15 protein-coding genes and 1 tRNA gene are annotated in these 19,530 nt (G+C 68.2%); 11 read left to right on the forward strand and 5 right to left on the reverse strand.

Translation table 11 applies throughout. The features are described 5' to 3' along the window. Window positions 1–80 precede the first annotated feature (80 nt). Complete coding sequence (locus tag QJ043_RS01115; protein ID WP_283712329.1) at window positions 81–884, forward strand: metallophosphoesterase family protein; 804 nt, start codon at window positions 81–83, stop codon at window positions 882–884. Between the two features lie 79 nt (window positions 885–963). Here QJ043_RS01115 and QJ043_RS01120 read toward each other — a convergent pair whose 3' ends face one another. Next, the gene (locus QJ043_RS01120) at window positions 964–3,330 is read right to left on the reverse strand and encodes a tetratricopeptide repeat protein (RefSeq protein WP_283712330.1); all 2,367 of its coding nucleotides are present in this window, start codon (window positions 3,328–3,330) and stop codon (window positions 964–966) included. Window positions 3,331–3,630: 300 nt separating this feature from the next. Between QJ043_RS01120 and QJ043_RS01125 the strand changes: the two genes are divergently transcribed. From QJ043_RS01125 to QJ043_RS01135, 3 genes are all read left to right on the forward strand, one after another. Then, window positions 3,631–3,987 carry an ArsR/SmtB family transcription factor gene (locus tag QJ043_RS01125; RefSeq protein ID WP_283712331.1) on the forward strand — a complete coding sequence of 119 codons (357 nt, stop codon included), beginning with the start codon at window positions 3,631–3,633 and terminating at the stop codon, window positions 3,985–3,987. A gap of 2 nt (window positions 3,988–3,989) precedes the next feature. Beyond that, entirely contained in the window at window positions 3,990–6,341 is a 2,352-nt protein-coding gene (locus tag QJ043_RS01130) for a heavy metal translocating P-type ATPase (protein WP_283712332.1), read from the forward strand. Between the two features lie 159 nt (window positions 6,342–6,500). Then, window positions 6,501–6,577: transfer RNA gene (locus tag QJ043_RS01135), tRNA-Met, on the forward strand. A 238-nt stretch (window positions 6,578–6,815) separates the two neighbouring features. Here QJ043_RS01135 and QJ043_RS01140 read toward each other — a convergent pair. Continuing rightward, on the reverse strand, window positions 6,816–7,415 hold the full coding sequence (locus QJ043_RS01140) for a hypothetical protein (protein WP_283712333.1): 600 nt from the start codon (window positions 7,413–7,415) through the stop codon (window positions 6,816–6,818). A 136-nt stretch (window positions 7,416–7,551) separates the two neighbouring features. After that, window positions 7,552–8,028: a nucleoside deaminase gene (locus QJ043_RS01145; RefSeq protein ID WP_283712334.1), complete on the reverse strand. Its 477-nt coding sequence runs from the start codon at window positions 8,026–8,028 to the stop codon at window positions 7,552–7,554. Window positions 8,029–8,533: 505 nt separating this feature from the next. On the opposite strand from QJ043_RS01145, the gene QJ043_RS01150 reads away from it, so the two are divergent. Then, a complete protein-coding gene (locus tag QJ043_RS01150; RefSeq protein ID WP_283712335.1) occupies window positions 8,534–9,235 on the forward strand; it encodes a hypothetical protein in 702 nt (233 codons plus the stop codon). Window positions 9,236–9,514: 279 nt separating this feature from the next. On the opposite strand, the gene QJ043_RS01155 is transcribed toward QJ043_RS01150, so the two are convergent. Continuing rightward, window positions 9,515–10,015: an HsmA family protein gene (locus QJ043_RS01155; protein ID WP_283712336.1), complete on the reverse strand. Its 501-nt coding sequence runs from the start codon at window positions 10,013–10,015 to the stop codon at window positions 9,515–9,517. A 307-nt stretch (window positions 10,016–10,322) separates the two neighbouring features. On the opposite strand from QJ043_RS01155, the gene QJ043_RS01160 reads away from it, so the two are divergent. After that, window positions 10,323–10,994, forward strand: a complete 672-nt coding sequence (locus QJ043_RS01160; RefSeq protein WP_283712337.1) for an ABC transporter permease — start codon at window positions 10,323–10,325, stop codon at window positions 10,992–10,994. 386 nt (window positions 10,995–11,380) lie between these two features. Here the strand turns inward: QJ043_RS01160 and QJ043_RS01165 are convergent, their stop codons facing one another. Next, window positions 11,381–12,868, reverse strand: coding sequence for a C1 family peptidase (locus tag QJ043_RS01165; RefSeq protein WP_283712338.1), 1,488 nt, complete (start codon window positions 12,866–12,868; stop codon window positions 11,381–11,383). Between the two features lie 384 nt (window positions 12,869–13,252). Between QJ043_RS01165 and QJ043_RS01170 the strand changes: the two genes are divergently transcribed. The 5 genes from QJ043_RS01170 to QJ043_RS01190 all read left to right on the forward strand — a co-directional run bounded on the left by QJ043_RS01170 (window position 13,253) and on the right by QJ043_RS01190 (window position 19,131). Next, on the forward strand, window positions 13,253–13,873 hold the full coding sequence (locus QJ043_RS01170; RefSeq protein WP_283712339.1) for a TetR/AcrR family transcriptional regulator: 621 nt from the start codon (window positions 13,253–13,255) through the stop codon (window positions 13,871–13,873). Beyond that, window positions 13,863–14,972 (forward strand): DUF5692 family protein, encoded by a 1,110-nt coding sequence (locus tag QJ043_RS01175; protein ID WP_283712340.1) that lies wholly within the window; start codon window positions 13,863–13,865, stop codon window positions 14,970–14,972. Before QJ043_RS01170 ends, QJ043_RS01175 begins: the two co-directional genes overlap by 11 nt. 344 nt (window positions 14,973–15,316) lie before the next feature. After that, window positions 15,317–16,597, forward strand: a complete 1,281-nt coding sequence (locus tag QJ043_RS01180; RefSeq protein ID WP_283712341.1) for an aconitase X — start codon at window positions 15,317–15,319, stop codon at window positions 16,595–16,597. Further along, complete coding sequence (locus tag QJ043_RS01185) at window positions 16,598–17,077, forward strand: aconitase X swivel domain-containing protein (RefSeq protein ID WP_283712342.1); 480 nt, start codon at window positions 16,598–16,600, stop codon at window positions 17,075–17,077. Further along, window positions 17,074–19,131, forward strand: coding sequence for an oxidoreductase (locus tag QJ043_RS01190; protein ID WP_283712343.1), 2,058 nt, complete (start codon window positions 17,074–17,076; stop codon window positions 19,129–19,131). The genes QJ043_RS01185 and QJ043_RS01190 overlap by 4 nt, the downstream gene beginning before the upstream one ends. Window positions 19,132–19,530 lie beyond the last annotated feature (399 nt).

The following is a 19,530-nucleotide window of genomic DNA, read 5'->3' on the forward strand; positions in this document are numbered from 1 at the left end:
CGCTGGGGCTGGGAAATGCGCGAAGTCGGGTATCGTGTGGAACCGGGTTTGACTTGGAGCCGTTCTCGAGAAGGGGACCCATGGCCACCTATGTGCTCTCGGACGTCCACGGGCACTACCGCGCCCTCGACGACGCCCTCTCGATCGCCTCGCCGGGCGAGGAGGACCGCGTCGTGGTGCTCGGCGACCTGATGGACCGGGGGCCGCAGTCGCGCGAGGTGGTGCGTCTCGTCCGCTCGCTGCCCAACGCGACGGTGCTCCGCGGCAACCACGAGGACCTCTTCCTCGCGAGCGTGGCCGACCCCGACGACGAACAGGCCTGGTACAACTGGGTCATCAACGGCGGCGGCATGACGGTGGAGTCGTTGATGGACATGCCGCCCGAGGCGTACGAGGACCTTGTCCGCTGGGTCAAGGGGCTGCCCCTGTTCGAGACGGTCACCGTGAACGGGCGCATCCATGTGCTCACGCACGCGGGGATCCTGCCCATCCGCGCGGAGGCTCCGGAGGGGGAGTGGACCGAGCGCGCGCTGCACGAGGAGCTGGCCAAGCAGCCGGCCGAGACGTTCACCTGGGTCCGCGGTGAGTTCTGGGACGCGCCAACGGGGCTCGTGGACGAGAACGGCGCGGGGCCTCTCGTGGTGGCCGGCCACACGCCGGTGACCTATCTGCCGACGCTGACGAGCTCCCTGGACCGCCTGCCCCTGGACGAGAACGGGCGCGGCCGCATCGTGCGCGTGGGCGCGAGCGCCGAGACGGGCGGCGTGGCCGACAAGGTGTGCGTCGACTGCGCGGCGGCCGCCGGGTTCCCGACGGGTCAGGTGGGAATCCTCCGCCTGGACGACGGCGCCGAGTTCTACGCACCCATCAAAGAAAACGAATGATGTGCATTTAGGGACAGTCCCCAAATGCACATCTGCCGTGCGGTGCGTGCATTTAGGGACTGTCCCCGAATGCACGCGCTCACGCCAGGGATGCCACCGCGCGGGCAACGGCGTCGTCACCGGAGAGCGCCACGACCGCCTGCCCGAAGTCCTGCGCCGCCACGAACTGCCCGGCGTCGACCGTCTCCTGCAGGCCGTCCAGCAGAAGGTCGCTCACCGTGTCGGTCGGCGCGCACGGCAGCCGCCGCTCCTCGAGCGCCGCCTCCACCGGCTTCGCAAGGTCGGCCGGCAACTCCCCGCCGAGCTGTGCCGCGAGTGCCTCGGCCACCTCCGCGCACGGCGACGCGGTCATCGCGCACCGGCGGTAGCACGCGAGCGCCCCGGCCTTGTCGTCCTCGGCCTGAAGCACCTGGCCCAGGCGCAGGTACGCGAGCGCCAGCGTGTTGGGCTCCCAGCCGGTCTCGAGCAGGGACCGCAGCGTGGCCTCGGCCATCGGCAGGTCGCCGAGCGCCTCGTAGCAGCGGGCGCACCGCAGCTGCGCCCCGGTGTCCCAGGGGTCGAGCTCCAGCACGCGGAGCGCGCAGGCGAGGGCCTGTTCCACGTCGCCCAGCTGCATCCAGGCGGTCGACAGCCCGAGCAGCCCGGCGTGGAACGTCCCGGGCGCCAGCCGCAGGGCCCGCGTGTCCCCGCTGGCCGCGCGCTCGCGGTTGAACGCCGCGCGCTCGAGCGAGTTGTGGAAGCTGCGCCACACCACGGCGTCCGTGTCCGAGTACCGCGCGTCCGCCTCGCGGATGGGTCGCGCGAGTCGGTCCACGATCCCCTGCGCGTCGCCGCGCTCCATCGCAGTCACGGCGGAGCGCACGGCCTTGTCCAAAGGCGACGCGAAGCGGACGGCTTCCCTCACGGCCTCGACGTCCTCCGGCGCCAGCGTCCCGCAGGCAAGGCCCTCGATGGCCGCCTGCGCGCCCGCGGCGATGCGCGGGTCGTCGTAGCGGGCGACGGCGTCGGCGGCCAGCGCCTTCACGGCGCGCACGCTCTCGAGCGCAGAGGGCGCGAGCGCCTCGCCCACGGCCTCCGCGAACGCTGCCAACGGCCGGTCGCCGCTCGCCGCGAGGTCCTCGGGCACGGTCGCGATGCCCCCGCGGGTCTCGGGGAGCTCCCGGCGCCACGACGGCGAGAGGCGCTCGTCCGCCATCGAGAACAGCGGCGTCACCGGGGCGAGGCCGCCCTCGTGGATCGAGAGCCGCGCGCCCAGTCCCACGACCAACGCCACCGGGTCCAGGGCGCCCGTCAGGTCGAGCGCCAGCAGCTCGGACACGGCCCAGTGGCCGGTGAGCAGGCACCGCCCGTCGGAGTCGATGGCCGAGACCCACACCTCTTTGAGCCTCGGGGCGGCCACGGCGGCATAGCGCGTGAGCAGCAGGGTCTCCGAGCAGGCCGCACGGGCGGCGCGCCAGGCACGTTGGTCGGCGCCGACGGGCGCCGGCTCGTCCGTTGAGGCGTCCCACGCCAGCGGCGCGAGCGCCACGTCGTCCGGCGCGACGATCTCCAGCGCGCAGAGCCCGGCCTCTTCGTTCACCTGGAAGTTGGCCTCGATGCGCCAGGGCGCCTGCAGGGTCTCGATGCCAAGGGCGAGCGCGTGGCGGATGTTCCACTCGCCCGTGACGCCGTTGGTGGGGCTCGTGCCCGAGGCGCGGATCGAGAGGTGCGCCGCCTGCGAGGCGAGCGAGGACTCGCCCAGCTCGACGGCCTGGTACAAGGCGCGCAGCCCGTCGTGGCCCAGGGCAGGGCGCGCGGCCGTCGCGGCCATGCGGGTGCGGTTGAGCGCGGCCTCGCAGGCCAGCACGCAACGGCGCTCCTCGGCCGTGGCCGTGTGGGCATCGGTGTCGACGGGCTCCAGTTGCACGGCGCCGGAGCGGCCGTTCAAACGCGCCACGAGCGCCAGGTCCGGGGGCAGCGAGAAGAGGCCGGCCTGCTCCAGCTGCTCGGCCAGGAAGAGGTCGAGGGGGGAGGGGGCCTCGGCGCCCGTACCGTCGACGCCCGTACCGTCGAAAAGGCCGTCCGCGCGGCCTTCCGCGGTGCGGGTCTGCTCGACGACGTGCCGCAAGAAGACGAGCGGCTCGGGCGCGGCGGCGAGGCCGTCGAGCACGGGCGCGAGCGTCCAGGGCGCCAGGGGTTCCGGCGTCGGCTCCGGCTCCGGCGCCTGCGGCTCCGGCTGCGGCCGTGCTTCCGGCTTCCGAGCCGGCCGCTGCGCCTTCCACGCGGTCCACAGCCCGAACGCGAACAGCCCGACGGCCATGGCGGCAACGCCCGCGCCTTCCGGGTACCCCATGCGCGCGGCCACGTCGCCCGCGGCGAGCGCGAAGGCGCAGAATCCGAGCCCGATCATCGCTTGGCGCGGCACGAGGCCGTCGCGCGTCTTCTCATTGAGGCTGCTGGCGTTCATGACGTCCCCTTCCTCGGCGTCCTGTGCCGGTGCATCCCCTCATTTCCGGGCGCGTGTGTTAAGGCTGCTTGCAATCACTGCGTCCCCATAGGGCTGGAGCTCTTCGCTGTCGGGACCCGCGTCCATCGAGCAGCCGATGCGGTGCGTTCTCTGCGGACGTGCGGGATGCACGAGCCGCGGCGAAGCGAACCGAGTGTCCGATCCCGCCGCACGGGCCCTGCGTTCCTGCTATGCTCCTGTCAATGAACATATGAGCAGGTGCTCATACATTGGTAGAAGAACGCTCACGGAAGGGGCGCCATGGAGCAGAGCGAGCCGCTGTCCCGGGCCGACGAGGTGCAGCTCACCGCCACGTACCTGCAGGACGACGAGGTCATCTACACCGCCACGCAGATCTTCGACGCGCTGTCGGACTACACGCGGTTCCGCATCCTCGGCGCGCTGACGCAGCGGGAGCTGTCCGTCAGCGACCTCGTGGAGCTGTGCGGCGTGAGCCAGAGCGCGATCAGCCACCAGTTGCGCCTGCTGCGCGACCGCGGGCTCGTCTCGACGCGCCGCGAGGGCCAGCGCGCGATCTACACGCTCGCCGACGACCACGTGGCCACGCTCATCCGCGTGGGCCTCGAGCACGCCGGCCACTGGAACCTGGAGGACTAGCCATGGCGGAGCTGCACAGAGGGCAGGCGTGCGGGCTGGAGCACGACCATCAGCACGAGCACGGCGACCACGACCACGACTGCTGCGGCGCCGACCACGAGCACGGCGACCACGGCCACGCGTGCGGGTGCGAGACCTTCTCGGAGCACGCGCTCGCCGGCCGCGCGTCGCTCGTCTTCACGGTGGCCGACCTCGACTGCCCCTCCTGCGCCAAGAGCTGCGAGGACGCGGTGCGTGCCGTTCCGGGCGTCGCGGACGCCGCGCTCACCTATGCCACGGCACGCCTGGCCGTGAGCCTCGAGCCCGGAGCCAACCCCGACGACGTGGGCCGCGCAATCGTCAAGGCCGTCCGCGCCTGCGGCGAGGACCTCGACCTCACCTCCGAGCAGGAGGAGCGCTTCGGCGTCGAGCGGTCCTGGTGGGACGAGCACCGCGCGCAGGTGCTGCTCGGGCTCTCCGGCGCGCTCCTCGCGGTGGGGCTTATCTGCGAGTTTGCCCTGGGCGCGCAGGCAGCGGCCCTGTGGGTCTACACCGCCGGGGCCGTCGCGGGCCTCGTCTTCGTCGCGCCGATGGCGCTCGCGGCGCTACGCCGCCGCACAGCCGACATGAACGTCCTTATGGGCATCGCCGTCCTCGGCGCGCTCGTCATGGGCTTCTACGACCTCCTGAACGGCGCCCTCGACCCCGAGGTGTTCCGCGACGCCGCCATCGTGATCTTCCTGGACCAGGTGGGGGAGTGGCTCGAGAGCTGGTCCATGCGCACCACCCGCACCTCGATCGAGGGTCTCATGGACCTGGCGCCGGAGACGGCCCTCGTGGTGTCCGAGAACGGCGACACGCGCACGGTGCCCCTCTCCGACGTGAGGCCTGGCATGCTCGTCCGCGTGCTGCCCGGCGCTCGCGTGCCGCTGGACGGCACCATCGTGGACGGCGACTCCGCCTTCGACGAGGCGCCCGTCACCGGCGAGTCCGTGCCGCGCGACAAGGGCGCGGGCGCGGAGGTCTTCGGCGGCACGCTCAACACCGTGGCGCCGGTCACCGTGCGCGTGACCAGCTCCGCGGGCGAGGGCACGCTCGCCCGCATCGTCTCGATGGTGCAGGGCGCGCAGGCCGAGAAGGCGCCGTACGAGGGCTTCGTCGACCGCTTCGCCGCCGTGTACACTCCGGCCGTGGTGACCGTCGCCGCGATTCTCGGCATCGGCGTGCCCGTGGCGCTCACGCTCTTTGCCGGCGGCGCCGACTGGGAGGCCTGGATCTGGCGCGCCCTGACGCTGCTCGTGATCGCGTGCCCGTGCGCGCTCGTGATCTCCACGCCGGTGAGCTTTGTCTCGGCCATCACCCGCGCGGCGCGCATGGGCGTCCTGGTCAAGGGCGGCGCGTGCTTTGACAAGGGCTCGCGCGTGGAGGCGGTGGCGTTCGACAAGACCGGCACCCTCACGCAGGGCGAGCCCGAGGTGCAGGGGCTCACGGTGCTGGCCGACGGCTGGACCTCCGGGCGCGTGCTGTCCGTGGCCCGGGCCCTGGAGCGGGAGTCCACGCACCCGTTGGCCGCCGCCGTGTGCGTGGCTGCGGACCAGGCCCAGGCGCCGAGCAGCACGGCCGCCGATGTCCGCGAGGAGCCCGGGGCCGGCGTGGTGGGCGTCGTGGACGGTGCCAGCTGGTGCGTGGGCAAGCCGGAGCTGGCCGAGCGGACCCCGGTGCTCGAGGAGGCCGTGGCGGCCAACGCCGAGAAGGGCGCGACCTCGCTGGTGCTGTGCTCGTCCGCTGACGGCGCGTGGCGGGCCGTGGCCGTGATCGCCGTGGCCGACGCCATCCGCGAGACCACCGCCGGCGCCATCGCCGCGCTGCACAGGATGGGCATCCGTCGCACCGTGATGCTCACGGGCGACGACCAGCGCGTGGCCCGGACTGTGGCCGACCAGGCCGGCGTGTCCGAGCTGTCCGCGCGCCTCTTGCCCGAGGGCAAGGTGGAGCGAGTCAAGGCACTCGAGGCCGAGGGCCTCTCGGTGGCGATGGTGGGCGACGGCATCAACGACGCCCCGGCGCTCGCGGCGGCCGACCTGGGCGTCACGATGGGCGCGGCGTCGAGCGACACCGCGCTCGAGGTGGCGGACGTCGCGCTGCTCGGCGGCGACCTGGAGCAGCTGCCCGGCTTCTTCCGACTGTCGCGGCGGACGATGAACGTGGTGCGCGAGAACATCGCGTTCGCCATCGCCGTGAAGTTCACGGTGCTCGTGTTTGCGGCCATCGGCGTGGCCGGCATGGGAGCGGCGATCTTCGCGGACACGGGCGTCGCGGTGATCGTGATCCTCAACGGCATGCGCCTCATGTCCCGCGCGGAGACGCGGTGGTAGGGGAGCGGCGCGTCACGGCCTGGAGGGTGTGGCGGTGTCGCCGTCCGAAAGCTTGGAGGCCTTCGAGGAATGTGGAGACACCTCCACATCTTGGTCCGCGTTTGACATGTGGCACGCACCCGCGTATTGTTTCTTTGTGCGCTGAGGCGCACCCAACAGTGCGGGGTGGAGCAGTCTGGTAGCTCGTCGGGCTCATAACCCGAAGGTCGTAGGTTCAAATCCTGCCCCCGCGACCAACAAAGACGCAGGTCAGAAGGTCAAGCGGACTTTCTGGCCTGCTTTGTTTTTGCTGGAATCACCTCCCTCCGTGACATTGCCGTGACATTCGTCGGCGTTTCTTCGGCGATGGCATCAGTTTGCGAACCATCGTCAGAGTTATTTGATATGACCGCGAAAGTGCCGGTAGGCGGCTGTTGTCCTGAGAACAGGCTGCCGACGAGGTTGGCGGCCGCCCCGCTCCCTTTCGCCCCGTCGCTAGTTGTGCTCCACGACATATCGCGCAAGCTTCCTTGCCTTGGACAATGGGTGCGCCGGGAAGGCCGCGTCCCACTCGGCGGCCTCCGACTGGTTCATGAGATTGCCGCGGGTGAAGCTCGGATCGTAGGGGTCCGCCCGCCACGGGCCCTCGTAGCCGCGGGCGGCGACCAGCGTGTCCCTCATGCCGGTGGCCACGGCCTCGTCGAAGAAGCCCCGGACGCAGAGCGGTCCTGCGGCCGTCGCGAGGTGCAACATCAGGAAATACTGGACCCCGGACGGCTCCATGGTGGTCTTGACGATGCTCCAGATCACCGGTTCGCCCCCGCGCGTGCGCGTCGCCTTGACCTCCACGAGGCCCTGGTCGTCCCCAAGGCACTCGTGGATCCCGTCGATGACCGCCCGGGCCTCCCCGAAGGGCATCGTCTGCTCCGGGGCCAGCGGGGAGACGGTGACGAGCCCCGTGGAGCCGCCGGTGTCGCCGGCGATCTGGTACAGGAAGGGGAGCGAACCGGGTGGGTCGTCCGGCATCGCTCGGCAGGGCTGGAGCCAGCCGGGCAGCTCGACGGTTCGGCCTGCGGTCTCGACTCGTTGTCCCATGGGGCGCCTTCTCCGCAATTAATAACGTAAGAATGAAAGTAAGAATGTCAGAATGACCGCAACGGGGATATCAGCGGGTTGCTTCGGGCCGGTGCAGGTGGTCACGGAGCCGTCGGCCGGGCGTCCGCGTCGCCTCTCAGTTCTTCTCGCCGCGCGGCTCGAAGTAGGCGCGGAGCACCTCGAGCGCTTCGTCGCGCAGCACGCCGGCCGTCACCTCGGGCGCGTGGTGGGAGTGCTCGAAGACGGTCTCGCTGCAGGGGCTGCCCGGCTCGCCGACGAGCGAGCACAGGTCGATGTCGCTGGCACCGTAGACCAGCCGTCCCACCCGCGACCACACCATCGCGCCGCTGCACATGTAGCAGGGTTCGCAGCTGGAGTACAGCGTGCAGTCGGAGAGGTCTGGCTCGCCGCTCTGCGCGCAGTAGGTGCGGATGAGGCCCGCCTCGGCATGGAAGGTGTAGTCGTGGGCGGTGTAGATTTGGTTCTCGTTGGTGGCGATCACCTCGCCGTCGCGCACGAGCAGGGCGCCAAAAGGCTCGTTGCCGTGGGCCGCGGCGTCGCGGGACAGTTGGATGGCCTGGGCCATGAAGATCTCGTCATCGGTAGTGGGCATGGGTCTTCCTCGGGTGCATCGGGCTTTCAGGTGGCCTCATTGTAGCCGGGGAGACCTTCTGGCCGGGACGGGCCCTTGCGTGCGCCGGTTGAGGCGCGACGCCACAGGCGCGACAGGATCCTCCACTGCGCCCAGCCCAACCGGAGTCGGGCGCAGCGGAGTCGCGAGGTGGGGAAGCCTCGCGGAGGTCCCGGCGGGATGAGTTTGCGTTGCGATTACAACACAAACTCACGGCCACGCATCAAAGCTGGTATTTCCGCAGGTGAAGAATTCAATATCGCAACCGATTTCCGTTTGCGTTGTGATCGCAAAACAAACTGCTGCAGGCACGCCCCATAGCTTTGTAATCGCAAACCAAACCGCCGCGCGCGGGCGGTGCCGCGAGCCGCGAGGGGGTGTGGGGCCGCCCGCTCACCCTATGGAAGTTGAGACCCGGCCCACTGGTTGAAACTTCATGATATAAGAGAGTTGAAAATGCAAGAAGTTTCGACGAGACGAGGATGTCATGACCGCCTTCCTGACCGCTGTTCTCGGCGTGCTCCTGTCCCTGTCCCTCTCTGGGTGCGGTGCGGCCGCACCGACACGGGTCGCTGCCCAAGCGGCCGATACTCAGGCCAACGCCCGTGAGGACATTCAGATCGTGGACTCCGGCTGGTCGGTCTCTGACGGGAACCTCACCTATGGCGCCATCGTACGGAACCCGAATGCAGACTGGCGGTGCGAGCGGGCGACCCTGCACGTCGTCGGCCGGGACGCGGAGGGGCGCAAGGTGTTCGGTTTCCTGGAGGACGCGGAGGCCGTGGGCGCAGGCTCCGAGTGTGCGCTCGGCGACATCGCGTGCGGCGACGCCGCGGACGTCGCCGCGGTGGAGTTCTCCGTGGAGGTCGACGAGTCTGACTGGGCGCCCGCCGACGGCGAGCCCGCTCCGAGCTACGACCTCTCGTCGGTGGAGCGTGTGCCGGCGCCGTCCGGAATGGTGGCGGACGAGCTTCTCGTTGGCACGGTCACGCCGGACGAGGACGGCCCCGTGTGGGTGACGGTGATCGCCCGCGACGGCGCGGGCGCGATCGTGGGCGGGGCGGCCGCCTACGTGGAGCCCGAAGGCGCCGGCAAGGAGACGCGCTTCCAGGCGAACTGCTGGCTCCCGAGGGACGGCGTCGCGTCCTACAAGGCGTACGCGAGTCCGACGGAGCACAACGAGGGATGAGTTCGCGGAGGGCGCGGGCCGCGTTGGCGCTTCGGGTGGTTTGCGACGTGACTCGGGGTCGTGCATGACGGGCCGGTGACCTTCGTCGCCTGTCCCATCGGGTTGAGTATGCGTTGCGATCGCAACGCATACTCCCCGCAGAGCATCAAAGGCGGTATTTTCGCAGATGGAGCGTTCAACATCGCAACCGACTTCCGTTTGTGGCGTGATTACAAACCAAACTGCTGCCTGAGCGCCCCATAGCTTTGTGATCGCAAGCCAAACCGCCGCGCGCTCGTCTTAGCCGCAGCGCGCCCCGGCCTCTGCCCTGCCCTGCGAGCCGAGCCAGAGGGCCACGGCAATGACGGCCGCCACCAGGACTGCCACGAGGACGGCCGGAACCGGCGCGAGGGAAATCGCCGGTATGCCCACGAGAAGACCGCACACGTACGGGACCAGCCATAGGAGCCACACGACGACGCTGAAGCGGCTGAAGGCGCGGCGCGCTTGGGGGCTGCCCTTCCAGCAGGTGAAGGTGGCCCAGACGGCGTGGACCAGCATGAGCACGATGGCCAACGCGCCGGTGGCCGCGTGGATACCCATCTTGCCCGTCGCCTGCGACGAAGCGGCGATGGCGCTCATGATCAGCGTGCCCGTGGTGTCGCAGGCGAGGCCGCACCAGAACAGCACGACGAACCGCGGCCTGAGACGTCCCGCCCGTCTCTCTCCAAAGACTCCGAGGGTGTACAGGACGAGGGCGCAGGTGATCGCGACCGTGGCGATGATCAACAGGGGGCTCAAGGTGCCTTCTTCCAGACGTGGACGGTTCCGATGCAAGTGTAGGAACGCCCGGATGAACTGCAATGGCTGGACGGATTGGACGGCCGCGACCGTCTCGGCCGAGCAGGAGGCGGCTTTCTTGGGGGGGTGTTTCGTGAGCGCTCTCTTTGGCAGGTGAGTCCGGCGCGTGTTGATCTTCGTGCCTCGGTGCCTTTGCCGAAAGGTCGTGGCAGTGCCGCTCACCTGTGGTATAAACGGGGTGGAGGCGTTCTTTCGCTTCTACCGAGTGCCGGGAGGTTCCTCCCGGCTTTTGTTTTCTGGGGGCCTCTTGTCCGAGCCGGCCTTCTACGGCCTCTTTGTGGTGGGAGGGCTCGCGTCGTTCGGCGGGCGCGTGGAGCCGGCGACGGCCCTCTTCTTGGCCGTGGGCGTGATGGGGATCCAGTGCGTGGGGATGCTCTCGTCCATGATCTACCGCTGGACGCTGGAGCGCAAGTGGTCGCTCGGGTGCCTGAAGCTGGCATCGGGGGTGCCGAGGCTTGGGTACTTCCTCGGAATGCTGGCGGTGCCGGTCCTGCAGCTGCTGGTGCGGGCGTCCGTCGCGCTCGCCACCGTGTGGGCCCTCTGCGGGTTCTCTCTGCGGGCGCAGCTGGGGCCGCTGGCCGTGGGCGTGGCCCTCGTCGGCGTCTTCTGGGCCTCGTTGGGCTGTGCGCTCACCGCGCTCATCCGCTCGTACCGGGTGCGTGACTTCGTGGTGTCCCTCGCGCTCACGCCGCTCATGTTCAGCGCGCCCACGCTCTACTCGCTGGACCAGGCGCCGGCCTTCCTGCAGACCCTCTCTTGCGCCAACCCCCTGACCTGGCAGCTGGGTTATCTGCGGGCCTGCGCGGCGGGCGAGGAGCGACCAGAGCTGCTGGCCGTGGCCGCGTCGATGACGCTGGCGATGGCTGTGGTGGGATATCTCAGCACCGGGCGCATGCGCACGGTGTCCAACGAGGGATAGCCGGCGCGGGGCGCGCTGGGCATCGTCGCAGCGGAGATGTGCGCCCGCAACTTTGCGCTGTGATCACAACACAAACCGAAAGCGGTCCGGAGGTTGAAACAACGACCTGCGGTGATGCCGCCTTTGATGCCAGCGTTCGAGTTTGCTTGGCGTTCGCAAACCATCTCATCGGCGTGCATCCGAACGACAACACGGCCACGGTATGGATGCAGGCGAGCGCTCTGATCCGGCTCGTGCGGATGCAGGGGAGCGAAGTGGACGTTGTGGAGCTGTAGACGGCCAAACGTTCGTGGCCCCGCGCGCCCGATCGAACAGCATAGAGCCGCGAGACGAGAAGAGCCCCGATCGACGAGGCCCTTCTCGTCTCGCCAGCTTGAGGCGGAAGCCTAGTAGAAGATGCTCCACGGCTCCGTCATCACCGTGGGCGCGGTGTCCCACAGCGCGAGGGCGTCGGGGCTCACGAACTCGCGGCGCACGGCCACGTCGGCCGCATAGAGCCGGAACCAGTCGCCGCTCATAATCAGGTAGCCGTCCTTGCCGGAGTCTTTGCCCCAGCTGTTCTCGACGCGCCAAGCCACGGGGCGTCCGTCGTCGCCCAGCTGCACGCCCTCGAGCGTCATCGCGTGCGTCATGCCGGACTCCTGGGAGGCGAGCATGGCCGCCTTGTCCATGGTCAGGTCCACGTCGAAGAGGTCGCCCGTGTCCATCGTGTCGAGCGCCAGCGTGCCGGGGTAGTCCTTGAGCTTGGAGGGGAAGTTCTGGCCCACGTCGCAGGCGAAGTAACAGGCCTCGCCGGCCTTGAGCGACGCCACCGCCGCGTCCTCGAGCGCCTCGATCGGCATGTTGAGGAAGCGCATGGGGAGGCCGCCGAGGATGCGGTCGCCCATCTCGACGCCGTAGACCTGCTCGTAGGGGTACTTGTCGAGAGGGTAGTTCACGAGCTCCACGTAATCGTTGAGGTCGAACTTCACGTACTTCTCGGCGAACTCCTGCGGCGTGAGGCCTGGGTCCTTGAGCAGGCGCTTGGCCGGCTTCTCCGGTTCCTCGCCGTCCTTCGCCTTGGGCGCCGGCGTGCCGGCCGGGCCCGTCGTGGGCTCGATGGGTTGCAGCAGAGCCTCGTCCACCGTGGCCTTGGGGCCGACCTCGCACGCGAAGTCGAACGTGGCGGGCGGCTCGGCCAGGCACACGCAGAGCATGCGGTGCACGTCGTCCATCATCTCGGCGCGGCGGGCGTCGATGGCGCCGCGAGTCGCGCCTTCGGCCACCATGCGCCGCAGCTCGAGCCCGTCCTTGCGGAGCAGGCGGTTGAGCACCTCCACCATGGCGGTGGTGTTCGACGAGCATGCGGTCTCGGGCATTGCGGACTTGGGCACGAGACCGTACTTGGCGACGAGGTTGGCGCCGTAGTTCCACTGGCCGCCGTCGTCGGCCGGGCCTTCGAAGAGCATGGCCACCGCGCGGTCGTCGAGCGGCTTGCCGGCTGTCTCAACCGCGTGGACGAGGAACGCGTTCGCCCACTCCATCTTCTCGTAGAACTGCAGGTAGGCCTGGGAGAATTCGAAGTCCTCCACGTCGAGGGCCTGGAGCATGCGGGCGCGGCACGAGTTGAGCGTGGCGAAGAGCCAGCAGCGGCCGGACTGCTCCTGGTTGGTCACGGTGGTCGCGGTGCGGAGCTTGACCGCGTAGGTGTCCTGGTAGGCGCGCAGGGCCACCGGGTTGCGCGCGGCCTTGACGATGCCGTCGCTGGTCACGGCGTTGCGGGCCACGCGGTTGGCGCGGGACCGGGAGAAGTCGGCGCACTGCTGGCGCACGACCGCGGGGTCGAGGGCGGCGTCCGGGCGCAGCGTGGACTCCTGCCTAGGGTTGGGTGTCATGGGTCTCCTAACTATCGGGTGACGCAGACGGCGGAAGGCCGCTAATCGTACCGTACCCCTCTTTGAAGGGAGTGGCGCACGCCGTGCGGGCCCCGTGGACGCTTCGGTCAAAGCCGTTTGTCCGGACCTGGACGCTTCGGTCAAAGCCAAATGTCCACGCTCCATCCTGCGACAGCGTGGACGCTTCGGTCAAAGCGAATTGTCCACGCTCCAGCCGGGCGCAGCGTGGACAAACGGCTCTCTCCCAAGCGTCCGCGGTTTCGAGCGCAACCGGCGCGCCCCTCACTATTAACAGCGTGTCAACAGCTGCCATCGGCCCATGCGCCAACAGTTGACACTCAGTCAACATGGCGGTGACCTTCAGCGACCGGGAGAGGGGCCCCTTTGGCCGACGCACGGACACAGCACGCCCGCGAGGACGCGGACGCCCGGTGCGCCCAGATCGTCTCGGCGGCCCGGGCGCTCTACGAGGAGCGGGGGCTGTCGTCCGTCTCTGTGGGCGACATCACCGCCGCAGTGGGCGTGACCCGTTCGCTCTTTTATCATTACTTCCCAAACCAGGGAGCGGTGACCTCCGCGGTCCTCGACGCCTACGTCTCGGAGTACGTCGAGAAGCTCGCCGCTTGGAACGCCAGACGGCGCCCGGGCGACATCGAGCACGCGCTCACCACTGTGGTGGGCCTGCTCCGCCAGGAGATGTTCGAGGACAACCCCTTCCACGAGGCGATCGTCTCGACGGAGAACGCCTCGCTCTACCTGCAGCTGATCCAGCGGGTGGCCGACCACACCGCCACCTACCTCATCGACACCACCGTCCAGGACTACGCGTCCCTGCACCCCGTGGCCATCGACCACCTCTACGAGACGTTCTACCTGCTGATCGTCGGGCTCATCGGTTTGCTCCGAGCCCATCCGGACCTTGATGACGGCGTCGTCGCGGACCTGATCGCGCAGACCCTTCATATGGACAGAAACAGCGAGAGAGAGGACAACCATGCTGTTTAACGTGTACGGGGCCAATGCCGGTTGGCAGTGGCTCGGTCTGATCCTGGTGCTCGTCGCACTGATCGGCCTCAACGAGGTCGCCCGACGCTCCAAGGCCGGCGGCATCTTCATGTTCTTCGGCGTGTGCGGCGCCATGACGGTCTACTGCATCGTCGTCGAGGTGGCCGCGGCCATGGGCGCGGAGTGGGCGCTCAACAACCCCACCCACACGGACATGAACTCCTGGTTCCACTACGCCAAGGTGTACGCGGCCACCATCGGCTGCATCGGCTTCATGATGATCAAGTACTCCTGGACCCCTCTGGGCCGCGCCCACTGGTTCAAGGTGTTCCCGTTCGCCATCGTGGCCATCAATATCCTCATCGCCGTGGTGAGCGACTTCGAGAGCGCCATCAAGGCCTGGGGCACCACCTGGGTCTCCACCGAGGGCGTGGTGCTCTACGGCGGCATGCACAACGTGCTCAACGGCATTGCCGGCCTCATCAACATCGCCTGCATGACCGGCTGGTTCGGCATCTACATCTCCAAGAAGCGCGAGGACATGCTGTGGCCGGACATGATCTGGGTCTACATCCTTGCCTATGACATTTGGAACTTCTGCTACACCTACAACTGCCTGCCGACGCACTCCTGGTACTGCGGCATCGCCCTCTTGCTGGCGCCCACCATCGCCGCGCTTGCCTGGAACAAGGGCGGCTGGATCCAGAACCGCGCGTTCACGCTGTCCATCTGGTGCATGTTCTGCCAGATGGTGCCGATGTTCGTGAACGACTCCGTGTTCGCCGCCGACTCCGTCAACAACCCGAGCGTGAACCTCGCGGTGTCGGTGGTGGCGCTCCTCGTCAACGTGGCCGCGTTCGCGTACATCGTGGTGCGCTCGGTGCGCTACGGCGTGAACCCCTACACCAAGGAGGTCTTCGCCGGCACGTCCAGCTTCACCGCCGCGATGGAGCGCCGCGCCACGGCAGAGTACCTGCTCGAGACCGAGCCGGCCTCCGCGACCGCCTCGGAGAAGGCCGAGATGGTGGCCTACGCGAACCTCCCGATCCCGGCGCAGCCCTCTCCCAAGGACCTGCCGAACGGAGGCGCCGCAGCATAAAACCTGCAACGCGATAGCACTCGTCGAGTTTTGTCGCCCTTGCGGCCGCTGGGAATCGCTTCCCGGCGACCGTTTTGTGCCGTGCAGCCGAGATTGGGGTTCTGAATGTGGCTCAGATTGCAACTCTGAGCGGGACGAGGCGCAGAACTGCCGTCTCGACCCTGAGATGGCGGTTTTGGAGGGCTCGGGGGCTCAGAGTTGCAATCTCGGTCAGAGTCGCAAGGGGATCGCCGCCGAGGGTCGCCATGTGACCTTGCCCTCTCCCGCCAATTCAGGCCAGCTTCAAGAATCGACGCAAATGAATTAGTCTTGTCCCTACCTTTACCAAGAGAAGGGGGGCGGCCGTGCGTCTGACGGAGGAGCAGCAGGCCATTCTCGACGGCAGCGAGGGCGAGGTCATGGCCAAGGTCATGAAGACCCTCGTGATGTACGGGGACATCTACGGCGCCGAGCGCATGGTTCCCGTGACGAGCGAGCTCGGCCACACGGTGATCAGCTTCGGCATCAGCGTGATGGGGCCGGTCTACGACCTCTACGACCAGCTCATCAACGCTGGCGTGGTGTCCAAGCAGGAGTTCACGGCGGACCCGTTGCCCTTGGACCCCAACGTGCCGTCGGGGCCGATCCGCGACATCGTGTTCAAGATCATGTACAAGTACCAGGACCGCTACGAGGACCAGCTCAAGCGGCTCGGCCTCCGGCCCGGCGGCCCGCACGAGGCCTACACGTGCACGAGCTACCTGCCGGAGGTGGGCAACACACCCAAGCAGGGCGACGTCCTCAGCTGGGCGGAGTCGTCGGCGGTCGTGTTCGCCAACTCGGTGCTCGGCGCCCGCTGCAACCGAAACTCCGGCATCATCGAGCTCTTTGGCTCCATTGCCGGCGTGGTGCCCGAGTTCGGCCTGCTCACCGATGACGGCCGCAAGGCGGACTACCTGGTCAAGGTCGAGACCTCCAAGAAGCCCGAGCCGCAGCTCCTGGGCTCCGCCGTGGGCATGCACGTGATGGACAAGGTGCCGTACGTGGTGGGCCTCGACCAGTGGATCGGCACGGAGTTGGACGACGAGGCCGTCACCTACCTCAAGGACTTCGGGGCAGCGACCGCCTCCAACGGCTCCGTGGGCCTTTATCACATCGAGAACCTCACGCCCGAGGCCAAGGAACAGGGTCGCGCGCTGTTGCGCGAGGACGCCGAGGTCTACGTCATCGACGACGCCGAGCTGGAGCGCGTCAAGGCCAGCTACCCGGTCGTTTGGTCCAACCCCAACGCGAGGCCCAAACTCTGCTTCATGGGCTGCCCGCATATGACGTTGAACCAGATCGTGGAGTGGACCGACCGCCTCGAGCGCGAGCTGCAGGCCGCGGGCAGGACCAAGGTGTCCGTTCCCACGGTCTTCACGGCCGCGCCGGGCGTGCTCGAGGAGTTCTCCAAGCTGCCGCAGGCCCTGCGCCTCGAGAACATGGGCGTCACCACCAGCTACATCTGCCCGCTCATGTACATGAACAACCCGCTGGCCAAGGCCATGCCGGTGATCACGTCGTCCAACAAGCTGCGCACTTACACGAGCGCCCGCTACTACACGGACGACCAGATCTGCGACATTCTCTGTGGAAGGAGCGTCTAGATGGCGAGCAGGACCTTTCAAGGCCGGGTGGTGATCCCCGGCACCGTGAGCGCCGAGGCGCTCGTGTCCCGCGGCGGCTTCAACACGCTGGCCAGCTATCAGACGGCGCTGCTCCTGGGCGACAAGCAGGTGAAGTGCGGCGACCAGAACAACCCGGATCTGTACAAGAAGCCGATGGCCGGCCGCGCCATCTGTCTGCCTGAGACCATCGGCTCCACCACGGGCGGCATGGCGTTCTACACGGTCTGCGCTCTCGAGAAGGGCCCGGCGTGCCTCTTGTTCTCGAAGACCATCGACTCGCTGGCCGCGGCCGGCGCGGTGCTCGCCGCCAACTGGACCGAGCACCCGATGCCCGTGGTGGACCAGTTGGGCGACGAGTTCCTCGGCTACGTGCAGGACGGCATGACGGTGACCGTGGGCGAGGACGGCGCCGTCACGTTGAGCGACCCGGAACCGGACGCGACGGGAGGCAAGAAATGAGGCGCGAGCTCGAACCGCTCTTCACGCCCTGGAAGATCGGGAACGTGGAGGTCAAGAACCGCATCGTGATGACGTCCATGGGCGGCACGGACCTTTTGGGATGGATGGAGAACAACCACTTCGACAAGGCCGGTGCCGAGTTCATCCTGCAGGTGGCCGAGAACAACGTGGGCCTCGTGCTGCCGGGCTGCCAGCCGGTGTACAACCCGATGTTCGGCCAGTGGCTGCACCAGAACAAGAGGATGTACCGGGACCTCGCCGCCTGGATGCCGGAGTTCCACAAGACCGGCGCCAAGCTTTTCGTGCAGCTCACGGCCGGGTTCGGGCGCTCGTTCTCGGTAAGCCCGATGATGGAGGCGCTCTACACCAACCCGGTGCTGCGGACGCTCTCCAAGCCCTTCATGGACCTCGACATGATCTGCGCGAGCGCCAGCGCGTCCCCCAACCGGTGGAGCGACAAGGTGCCGAGCCGTGCCCTCACGGCGCAGGAGATCCAGCGCTTCGTCTACTCGTTCGCCCAGAGCGCCAAATTGTTGCAGGAGGCGGGCGTCGACGGCGTCGAGGTGCACGCCGTGCACGAGGGCTACCTGCTCGACCAGTTCACGCTGCCGTATGTGAACCGCCGCCAGGACGAGTACGGCGGGTCGCTCGAGAACCGCTACCGCTTCGCCACCCAGATCGTCCAGGCCATCAAGAGGGAGTGCGGCGACGACTTCCCGGTGTCCCTGCGCTACTCCGTGGTGTCCAAGACCAAGGGCATGCGACAGGGCGCCCTGCCCGGCGAGGACTACGTCGAGGTGGGCCGCGACATGGCGGAGTCCGAGAAGGCCGCGAGGCTGCTGCAGGACGCCGGCTACGACATGCTCAACTGCGACAACGGTACCTACGACGCCTGGTACTGGGCACACCCGCCCATCTACATGCCCGAGAACTGCAACCTCGAGGACGTGGAGCACATCAAGGAGTTCGTGGACATCCCCGTGGTGGCGGCGGGACGCTTGGTGCCGGAGGTCGCTGCAGAGGCCATCGCCGAGGGCAAGCTGGACGGCGCGGGCTTCGCGCGGCAGTTCCTGGCGGACTCGGAGTGGGTCACCAAGCTCACGGAGGGGCGCGACGAGGATATCCGCCCGTGCATCCTGTGCCACAACGGGTGCTTCAACCTGTGCCACTACGAGGGCGTGCCCAACGACCAGGACCTGAGCGACTCGCTGCACATGGCCCGTTGCGCCTTGAACGCGCAGACCATGCAGACGGACAAGCACCACATCAAGAGGGCCGACCGTCCCAAAAAGGTGGCCGTGGTGGGAGGCGGCGTCGGCGGCATGGAGGCGGCGCTGGTCCTGAAGGAGCGCGGGCACGACCCGGTGATCTACGAGGCGAGCGGCGCGCTGGGCGGCACGCTGATCCAGGCGAGCGCGGAGTCTTACAAGGGCAAGCTGCGCGACCTGCTCGCTTGGTACCGGCACCAGGTGGAGAAGGCGCAGATCCCGGTGCACCTGAACGAGCGCGTGACGGACCTGGACGCCCTGATGGCGGACGAAGTGATCGTGGCGACCGGCTCCACGCCGATCCTGCTGCCTGTGCCGGGCGCGGAGAAGATGGTGGAGGCGTGCGAGTTCCTCGACGGCGCGCCGGTGGGGGAGCGCGTGGTCGTGGTGGGCGGCGGCCTGACCGGCTGCGAGATCGCCTACGAGCTGCACCTGCAGGGCAAGCGGCCCATCATCGTGGAGATGAAGAACGACCTGGTGGCGCAGAAGGGCGTCTGCCTGGCCAACAGCTCTTATCTGCGGGAGTACTTCGCGCTGCACCAGGTGCCGGTGTATCTCAACGCGACGCTCAAGGAGGTGTTCGACGGCGAGGTTGTGGTGGAGCAGGACGGGAGGTCGGTCGCGATTCCCTGTGACTCCGTGATCAGCTCCGTGGGGTACCGACCGGCGCCGCTCAAGGGCCCGAAACGCTCGAGGAAGCGGGTGCGCTACGTGGGCGACTGCGCCGGCGTGGGGAACCTGCGCACCGTGGTGTGGGGCGCCTGGGACGAGGCCATGAAGGTCTAGCTCGGACGCTTCGGAGAGAGCCATTTGTCCACGCCTGGACGCTTGGGAGAGAGCCGTTTGTCCACGCCTGGACGCTTGGGAGAGAGCCCTTTGTCCACGCTCTGATCAGCTGGAGCGTGGACAAATCGCTTTGACGGGTGGGCCCGGTGCCGGCGAAGGGCCGCCGCCCGTCAGTGCCCCGGCCCATGGGCGCCCGACGATGCCGCGCCGTGGACGCTTGGGAGAGAGCCGTTTGTCCACGCTCCGCCCGGCTGGAGCGTGGACAGATCGCTTTGACCGAAGCGTCCAACCATGGACAAACGGCTTTGACCGAAGCGTCCGCCCTTCAGGTTTGGAATGTCGCCATGTTTCAGTGCTGATTCAAGTAGTTGCCGCTACCATTAAGAAATGCGCGCCGCT

The sequence above is a fragment of the Kribbibacterium absianum genome, from assembly GCF_030067705.1.
In the GTDB taxonomy this organism is placed as follows: domain Bacteria; phylum Actinomycetota; class Coriobacteriia; order Coriobacteriales; family Atopobiaceae; genus Kribbibacterium; species Kribbibacterium absianum.

Bases quoted from the DNA above. Each gene is read 5' to 3' on its own strand.
- QJ043_RS01120 (WP_283712330.1), bottom strand. From the start codon at position 3,330: ATGAACGCCAGCAGCCTCAATGAGAAGACGCGCGACGGCCTCGTGCCG.
- QJ043_RS01165 (WP_283712338.1), bottom strand. From the start codon at position 12,868: ATGACACCCAACCCTAGGCAGGAGTCCACGCTGCGCCCGGACGCCGCC.
- QJ043_RS01185 (WP_283712342.1), top strand. From the start codon at position 16,598: ATGGCGAGCAGGACCTTTCAAGGCCGGGTGGTGATCCCCGGCACCGTG.
- QJ043_RS01190 (WP_283712343.1), top strand. From the start codon at position 17,074: ATGAGGCGCGAGCTCGAACCGCTCTTCACGCCCTGGAAGATCGGGAAC.
- QJ043_RS01145 (WP_283712334.1), bottom strand. From the start codon at position 8,028: ATGCCCACTACCGATGACGAGATCTTCATGGCCCAGGCCATCCAACTG.
- QJ043_RS01140 (WP_283712333.1), bottom strand. From the start codon at position 7,415: ATGGGACAACGAGTCGAGACCGCAGGCCGAACCGTCGAGCTGCCCGGC.
- QJ043_RS01125 (WP_283712331.1), top strand. From the start codon at position 3,631: ATGGAGCAGAGCGAGCCGCTGTCCCGGGCCGACGAGGTGCAGCTCACC.
- QJ043_RS01175 (WP_283712340.1), top strand. From the start codon at position 13,863: ATGCTGTTTAACGTGTACGGGGCCAATGCCGGTTGGCAGTGGCTCGGT.
- QJ043_RS01115 (WP_283712329.1), top strand. From the start codon at position 81: ATGGCCACCTATGTGCTCTCGGACGTCCACGGGCACTACCGCGCCCTC.
- QJ043_RS01150 (WP_283712335.1), top strand. From the start codon at position 8,534: ATGACCGCCTTCCTGACCGCTGTTCTCGGCGTGCTCCTGTCCCTGTCC.
- QJ043_RS01130 (WP_283712332.1), top strand. From the start codon at position 3,990: ATGGCGGAGCTGCACAGAGGGCAGGCGTGCGGGCTGGAGCACGACCAT.